The sequence below is a fragment of the Mesorhizobium sp. M1A.F.Ca.IN.020.06.1.1 genome, assembly GCF_004023265.1.
Taxonomy (GTDB): domain Bacteria; phylum Pseudomonadota; class Alphaproteobacteria; order Rhizobiales; family Rhizobiaceae; genus Mesorhizobium.
In genome coordinates, this window is the sequence record NZ_RZSR01001755.1 from 1 (window position 1) to 506 (window position 506).

Below are 506 nucleotides of genomic sequence, written 5' to 3' on the forward strand. Positions count from 1 at the left end.
CGTCACCGACGATCCAGTGATTGCCCGAACGATCGCCGTTAGAGAGATATTCGCGGCACACCGCCTCGGCATGATCGCCAAGACGACGCGCCAGGTCGGAGGCCGAGCCGGTCATGATCGCCTCCTCTCAAGCCGCGGCCGTGCGGTCGGTGACGCCGACCAGCGCGTGGCGCTCAAGAAGCGAGGCGAGCATGGCTGACCCCTGCGCAGAGGTCGGAATGAACAGCCTGAGCTTCCAGGAGATGATCTCCGCGATGAGGCCCAATGCCTTCAGGCGCGGCACCATGGCGTCGGTCAAGCCGATGAGCTCGACGCGGTAGTCCTTCATCACGCGGCTGCGGCGCAGGACCAGGCCATCGGCAAGCTGCAGGCCGATCCGTCCATCCACCAGTCCGGTCCAGGCCTCCTCCGGCGCCGGTGTCGGGCCATTGTCGATGCCGAGATTGCGCAACATGGTCGCGACCAGCGTCGGCGCGATGTGACGGCCGATGATGCGTTCTCCGGCA

General features: G+C 66.2%; 1 protein-coding gene and 1 pseudogene. Both read right to left on the reverse strand.

From position 1 onward, the window contains the following. Positions 1 to 115, reverse strand: a pseudogene (locus tag EOA60_RS39545) (DNA primase); the annotation flags it as partial. 12 nt (positions 116 to 127) lie between these two features. Continuing rightward, a partial coding sequence (locus EOA60_RS36725; RefSeq protein WP_348632764.1) for a hypothetical protein occupies positions 128 to 506 on the reverse strand: 379 nt, incomplete at its 5' end.